Origin of the sequence: Undibacterium sp. GrIS 1.2, from assembly GCF_040544435.1 — a bacterium.
Lineage (GTDB): Bacteria > Pseudomonadota > Gammaproteobacteria > Burkholderiales > Burkholderiaceae_D > Undibacterium.
This window is the reverse complement of sequence record NZ_JBEONP010000104.1, coordinates 1-6,147: the sequence shown is the minus strand read 5'-3', so window position 1 is coordinate 6,147 and position 6,147 is coordinate 1. Positions and strand designations below refer to the sequence as shown.

Here is a 6,147-nt window from a genome sequence, read left to right as displayed (position 1 = left end):
CTGGACGCCCAAACTCCGTCCGTAGTCAGAAAGTTCCTGCATAAATGATCGGGGTTGGGGTACTTTTTACTTCAACTTTTAAGTGCACCAACGCCGATCCGAATACTACGGCTGACCACATCTGTAAGACGTCGCGCCGATTGCTGTTACGGTGCTTCGGTTTAATTCAGCTGCATAACTAGTGTTTTCCTGGAGACAAACAGATAGCCCATCAGAGACAGTGTGATAAAGCCGACCGTACTGATCGTGAAATTTGCGCTGGGTTGGAACGACAGATCTGATACCACCATAGTACCTATTCCGGCGAAGCAATATTGGATGCATGTGAGCAGTCCCAACGCATGGGCCCCTTTGTCCCGGAAGTAGTTCGTCACGATCACCTGCACGGGCGGGTTGATGAGGGCCGTGGCCAGCCGCAGTAAGCAAGTACCTAGCGTGATCAGGCCGACGGTAAGCATAGTGTCTTGGGTAAACATTTGGGCAAGGATGACGGAGGTGCCCAGCATAGAAGTATAAATGCCGATTCCGACGATCTTCTGCGGTGTCACGTTGCTCGCGTTGAGCTTGCTCATCATACGATTTCCTAACAGATAAGCCAGAGCGATACCGATGAACAGATAGGCATAGTTGGTTTCACTCATCCCATACTGGTTGATGTACATGAAGCTGGAAATGCTGATAAATGCATAGAAAGCGGCAAACGCGGCGCCGACAATCAACGCGAGACCCAAAAAGTAGTTGTTCTCGAGAACACTGTAGTAACTCAGGAGATGCGTCTTCATGCTGAAGTTGGCGCGAAACTCTTTTTGCCGATGGTTACTCTCGCATATCACCACCCACGCCCATGCGAATAAGGGAATTTCGAACAGTGCGATGGCCCAGAAGCAATTGCGCCAGTTGGAGACTTTCACGATCCATGCGCCCAATACCGGTGCGAGGATCGGCGAAAGAACCAGTCCGACTACCAACAAGCCGGTAGCGTGAATCTGCGCCTTCTTGTCCATAGTATCCTTGATGATCAGCCTTAAGACGATATAGACCGCCGCACTACCCAGTGCCTGCGCGGCTCGTAACGCGATCATGGCAGGCATGGCAGTACACAGCGCGATCCAGACCGAGGCGGCGATATGTATGAGCAGACAGGAAAGAACCACAGAACGGCGTCCCCACAACTCGCTGACAACGCCGATAAACAGCACGAAGAACGCTTGGCTGTAGTTGTAGACTGAGATAGTTAGATTGCTCACGTCCATTGATACGCCGAATTCGCGGGCAATCAGGGGCAAGCCGGACAGGAAAATATCCGTGCATGCCTGGGTGGAGAAAAGAAGTAATACCATAAGGATGACAGGGGGGGGGCGAATGCCATTTGAGTTCATAGAATAATCCTGCAAATAATGTGTTCAGTGACAGTCCAGCGCTAAGAGTTGCTGGGCCAAAGGCGGGCGGACGTCTGGACTGGTAAGGCCGTCCTCCCAGGCGCGGCGGAGCGCGACTTGCAAGTCTGCATACTCGGAATCAGACACGTTCGCCGGCCTGTTTTCGCGCATCGCGGTGGCGATGTGGCGTAGCTGTTCCAGTTGGTCGCCGATATAAAACGGTAGCCGCACGTCGCTGAGGTCGACTCGGTGGCCGTCCGGCAAAATGCGCGTGTCACGCTCGAAATCGATGCTGAAGCGGCCTATCTGGATTAGGATGTAGCGCGAGTGGCTGCTGTTCTCGGAGCAGTGCGAAACCCGGTGAATGGTATTGGCGGGCACCTGCACGACCTGACCCGGATGAAAAAGACAGGACTGGCCGCTCTCCGGTAGTTCTAGCAACAGACGCCCAGAGGCGCAATAAGTAATATCGGAAATATACGTATGGCGGTGAAAGGCTAGGTTCTCGCTACCTACGTTATAGATGCATACACGGATATCGCCAGCGAAGGAAAATTCTTTGAAGTCCATTGCTCACCTCCCTTGATGAATTAGACTTGAATCGGCCGCCGCGAAAATCGCCCAGTCCTGCGCGACCACCTTAGCGGCATTCACGAACGCTGCCGCGTAGTTGTTCTGATTTTGCCAGTACTGCGTGACCGGTCCGAAGGAATACAGATGGTCCGAATGGCGCGTGCCAGCTATCGTTGCGTGCGCCACCCGAAAGCTGCTCGACTCCGCAGCAGCAACGCCGCCCGTCCGATAGCCGTCCTCGCTGTATTCCAGCAGCTCACCACTTTCCAGCAAATGACGGATGAGTTGGGATGGATGGCGGCGCATGTCGTAATTGTGGCCATGGGATCGGATCACGATATCGGGCAGAACCGCTCTTTCGTCACCACCGATCGTGAACGCAGCACTGAATTGCTCCTGATAGCCAAGGCGTACCGTCGACAGTACTCCGGCCTCGACTAGCGCGACGAGTTTCTTCGCGTTCTGTAGGGGAATCGGCACGGCGGTGCGGATGAAATGAGTATCGAACTGGCTGTCGTAACGGAGCTTGTCCGCAGCCCTCAAGTGCTCATAGAAGCGCAAGCGGCGCGCACGCAGCACGATGGCGTGGACTATGCGTTCGCTGCGTTCGCCGCGGATTTCGGTCAAGAGCTTGTCGTAAGCGCTGGCAAACGGTGGAGCGGCGACATCGTTGAAACTAAGCCGCCCGTCGCTCGCAGCGGCTAATTCGGCGTCAATCAGCGCGATCACGTCGTCGAGCAGGACTGTCCCGTGGTTGCTTTGCCTTAGCTCGTTGATGGCGTTGTCTTTCAGATAGCGGAACTCGTCATTCAAAAGAGGCCAACGCACGCCGGGGAAGAATCCCGAGCGCGAGCCAGCGATAATCTTGACGTCCTCCACCCCGAAGTAGTGCCAGTCCGGCTCGAAGCTCCGCGCTAAACCGTCCGCACCGTATACAAACCTGCCATGTTCACACGCGCTCAAGATGGCATCGACCGCGCTCGGCCCCATGCCTTGGACATACACCGTGAGTTGCCGTTGTCGGTGTGCCTGCTGATAAGCCAACATACTGACATGAATGTTTTCCGGGGGGTAAGGCGAAGCCAGCACGGCGGTGCTGGACTGTTCGCTGGGCCAATGGCCAGAGGCCAACAACACTTTGTCCAGGTGCTCGAGGCGGGTAACCGCGCCACTGGTTCGACATTGGATCGTCAACGCGAAGTGGCCGTCGCGGGTCGCGCCGTTGATCGCTTCGTGACCGTTGAAAGTGCATACCGATATTCCGTGGCCAGCTGCGCGCTCGCTCGCCTGCTTGAAGCGGCTCGACAGGTACATGCCGAACAGGGCACGCGGATAAAACGCCGTTGCGACTGGTTCCCACTGTTCAAGCTGGGTGCTTGGATCAGAAGCCAGTATCAGTTCAGGGTGGTCAGCGATGATCTGCTCGCGGCGTTCCCGCATCCAATCGAGGAAATCATTGTCGAACAAGGACATTTTTTCTGCCGGGTTATTGCACAGGTGGTATGGTGCGCTGCAGTCGCTGCCATATGGAAATCCGGGCCCGTTCGTCGGCTGGCGTTCGACGGTGGTGATGACAATGTCACCTCGCAGGACGGTGTCACTGTCGATGCTCCGGCATAAGGTGTCGACCAGGTGCCAGAGCATGCAGGTGCCGGAGAATCCGGTGCCAATGATGCAGTAGCGCGTCATCAACGCAGGCCGTCCAGCGCGATTTTGATGCGCTGTGCCGCGCGGGTCAGCACCGCGCTGTCCCTTCCGCAATTGATCCTAACGAAATGCCGATAATGATCTTTCCCGGCATAGCCTTCCGCAAAATGCTCTCCCGAAATGGTCGCCACACGTGCTTCTTGCAACAGGAACTGTTCTGCATGGGTATATCCCAGCTGCTGGTATCGCTTCGCATAGGTTGACAGGTCAGCGAAGATGAAATAACCGCCTTGGGGTGTATGTACTGATAACTGACAGGCCCGCAGCAGTGCGATCATCTCTAGCGCACAGTTGCGCGCCTGGGTCGCTCGGCGATGTGCCACCTCGTCCATGGCCTCTTCCATTGCGTGGAAGCAGGCCACCTGGCCGTAGGTGCCGGCGAACGAATTGAGGTTGACTTGGACGTTGGCGGCGACCGCGATGAACCAGTCCGGCGCGTACATATAGCCGATCCGGTCGCCGTGCATGCCGTACGTCTTGCCCGGGCCCGTCACGTTGACTACACAATCTCTCATGCGGTAGGCGCCGACCGTGAGCGCGGCGAATGCCTTGGCTCTTTCGTTGAGGATATGGGCTTCGTACGGGCAGTCGTAGATAACTATCATGGGCGCCAAGCCATCCTCTGCTCTATCGATGTTGTGTTTGGCGACGACGGCGCCCAACGCCTGCAATTCCGACGTCGTGTATACCTTTCCGGTCGGGTTGATGCAATCGCCCAGAATGATTAGCTTGGTGTTGGGGGTGATGGCGTCACTCAAGGCGTTAGCCGACACGCCTTTTTCGATGAGCGCGTCGGACTGGACAAACACGGGGGTGCCCCCATGCAGACGGATCATGTCGGCGTAGTGTGGCCAGTTGGGCAGCGGCACGATGACTTCGTCGCCTGAGTTCAGCAGACTATGCAGTACGACCGCGATGGCGCCCTTGATGCCCCCCGGCGTGACCATGATCTCGGTCGCTGGATCATACGTAACGTCGTGCACGCGTGCAACGCGCTGCGCAATAGCCTTGAGTAAAAAATCGAATCCCTTGACGGGAGCGAACTGGTGGATAAGGTGCGGGGTATTCTTGATGAAGTCGATTACGCCTTGGTCGATACGCAGATCGGTGGGCGTGTCGAGAGTACCGATGCTCAGGTCGATGATCTTGTCGGGTTCTGCATAGCCCTCGTTTAACTGAGCGATGCGCATACGCATACCGTGAGTAATCGACTCGCCGATGCTGAGTGCGGCGTGGGAAAAGACGTTATTTAATGGCTTAGTCATGTTGTCATCCTATTGGGAGAGGCCATTAGACATCCGCGGCGCAAGACAATTCGCCGCGCACGTGGCCATTCCATGGTGTTTAATTGGCAAGCTGCGCGGCGTGGCGATACATACCGTTCCACATGTGATGCTGGATCTTTAGCGTTTGGTCGATACCATAGATAATATCGGCTAGGTCGGCTTCCGACGAGCAGTTATTCAGAACACATTGCTGCGCATCTGCGGCGTGGCGATCCTCGACACCGCTATCGAGATGGCAATTGAAATAAACCTCGACGTCATGGGTGTAGCGTTTTTGATCCAAATTGTGGCGGCTGGCACCGAACGCGTCACGGAAATGCGTAAGCATGATGCTCGCGTGAGTTTCAAGGGCGTACGCAACTCCCAACATTGTTCGATAATTCATTCCCAGCAATTGGTTTACTTTGGAGCGGTAATCCTTAGTTTCTTCTATCACCAGCGCGAATGCTTTATCGTTGCGCGTGCCATCGCGGCGACCTTCCAAGTCCCTGACTTTCAACGCAGGCAGGTCAAACTCGAACTGACCATACAGATTATGCGAATTTTCCATAAGTAACTCGTGGCAATGCGATTTTTTACCATCACCGCATTCCTCGTTGAGAATATACGAAAACAAGATTAGAGTGTCTTGGTCGTGTTCTTTCGCCGCGTGGCCGCAGATGTGGGCGATGCCGATTACAGTAGCCATCGTCCGATAGAAAAAATTCGCCCGATGAATCGCAAACAGTGTCGGCGTTAACTTGGTTTCTTTCAAAAGTTTGAAATAGTCGTTGGTGAAGACTGGATGGTCTGCCAGTTCGTTCATATAGCTCAATAACTGTTGCTGCATCATTTCTCCTTGGTTTTGTCCAATATTGAGTGGGTTAGAGTTGTAGATTTTATATCGTTGGTAAAAAATAATGTATGTGGAAATCACTAACTATTAAATATTGTTAAATTATGTTAGCAATTGATAAACTATTCAGACCGTAGCTCCATGGAAGCCAGTGATCGAGCAGCGGCTAGGGCAAGCCATGACAGCGGTCATTCGTGACAACAGCGCGGCCTTACTGTCGGCTAAACCAGTCGTTGTTTAAGAAAATCGTCGTTTATATGGGCTTTACGCAGGGTTCTGTCGCAATAGCGAACCCAAGACGGAGTCTTGGCAGACGGATTCCGCCTATCATTAAACAGAGCGGATTTTTCCTGCCAAAGCATAAAAT

5 protein-coding genes are annotated in these 6,147 nt (G+C 54.2%); all 5 read right to left on the bottom strand.

Annotation, left to right across the window (positions count from 1 at the left end; all coding sequences use genetic code 11):
* Positions 1-161: 161 nt before the first annotated feature.
* The 5 genes from AAKU61_RS21850 to AAKU61_RS21830 all read right to left on the bottom strand — a co-directional run bounded on the left by AAKU61_RS21850 (position 162) and on the right by AAKU61_RS21830 (position 5,774).
* Positions 162-1,379, bottom strand: coding sequence for an MFS transporter (locus AAKU61_RS21850; protein ID WP_354335659.1), 1,218 nt, complete (start codon positions 1,377-1,379; stop codon positions 162-164).
* A 24-nt stretch (positions 1,380-1,403) separates the two neighbouring features.
* The gene (locus tag AAKU61_RS21845; RefSeq protein ID WP_322121770.1) at positions 1,404-1,949 is read right to left on the bottom strand and encodes a cupin domain-containing protein; all 546 of its coding nucleotides are present in this window, start codon (positions 1,947-1,949) and stop codon (positions 1,404-1,406) included.
* A 3-nt stretch (positions 1,950-1,952) separates the two neighbouring features.
* Positions 1,953-3,641 carry an FAD/NAD(P)-binding protein gene (locus tag AAKU61_RS21840; RefSeq protein WP_322121838.1) on the bottom strand — a complete coding sequence of 563 codons (1,689 nt, stop codon included), beginning with the start codon at positions 3,639-3,641 and terminating at the stop codon, positions 1,953-1,955.
* Positions 3,641-4,924, bottom strand: a complete 1,284-nt coding sequence (locus AAKU61_RS21835) for a pyridoxal phosphate-dependent aminotransferase (RefSeq protein ID WP_322121771.1) — start codon at positions 4,922-4,924, stop codon at positions 3,641-3,643. Before AAKU61_RS21835 ends, AAKU61_RS21840 begins: the two co-directional genes overlap by 1 nt.
* Positions 4,925-5,003: 79 nt before the next feature.
* Complete coding sequence (locus AAKU61_RS21830; RefSeq protein ID WP_322121772.1) at positions 5,004-5,774, bottom strand: iron-containing redox enzyme family protein; 771 nt, start codon at positions 5,772-5,774, stop codon at positions 5,004-5,006.
* Positions 5,775-6,147: the final 373 nt, after the last annotated feature.

Bases quoted from the DNA above. Each gene is read 5' to 3' on its own strand.
- AAKU61_RS21850 (WP_354335659.1), bottom strand. From the start codon at position 1,379: ATGAACTCAAATGGCATTCGCCCCCCCCCTGTCATCCTTATGGTATTA.
- AAKU61_RS21845 (WP_322121770.1), bottom strand. From the start codon at position 1,949: ATGGACTTCAAAGAATTTTCCTTCGCTGGCGATATCCGTGTATGCATC.
- AAKU61_RS21840 (WP_322121838.1), bottom strand. From the start codon at position 3,641: ATGACGCGCTACTGCATCATTGGCACCGGATTCTCCGGCACCTGCATG.
- AAKU61_RS21835 (WP_322121771.1), bottom strand. From the start codon at position 4,924: ATGACTAAGCCATTAAATAACGTCTTTTCCCACGCCGCACTCAGCATC.
- AAKU61_RS21830 (WP_322121772.1), bottom strand. From the start codon at position 5,774: ATGCAGCAACAGTTATTGAGCTATATGAACGAACTGGCAGACCATCCA.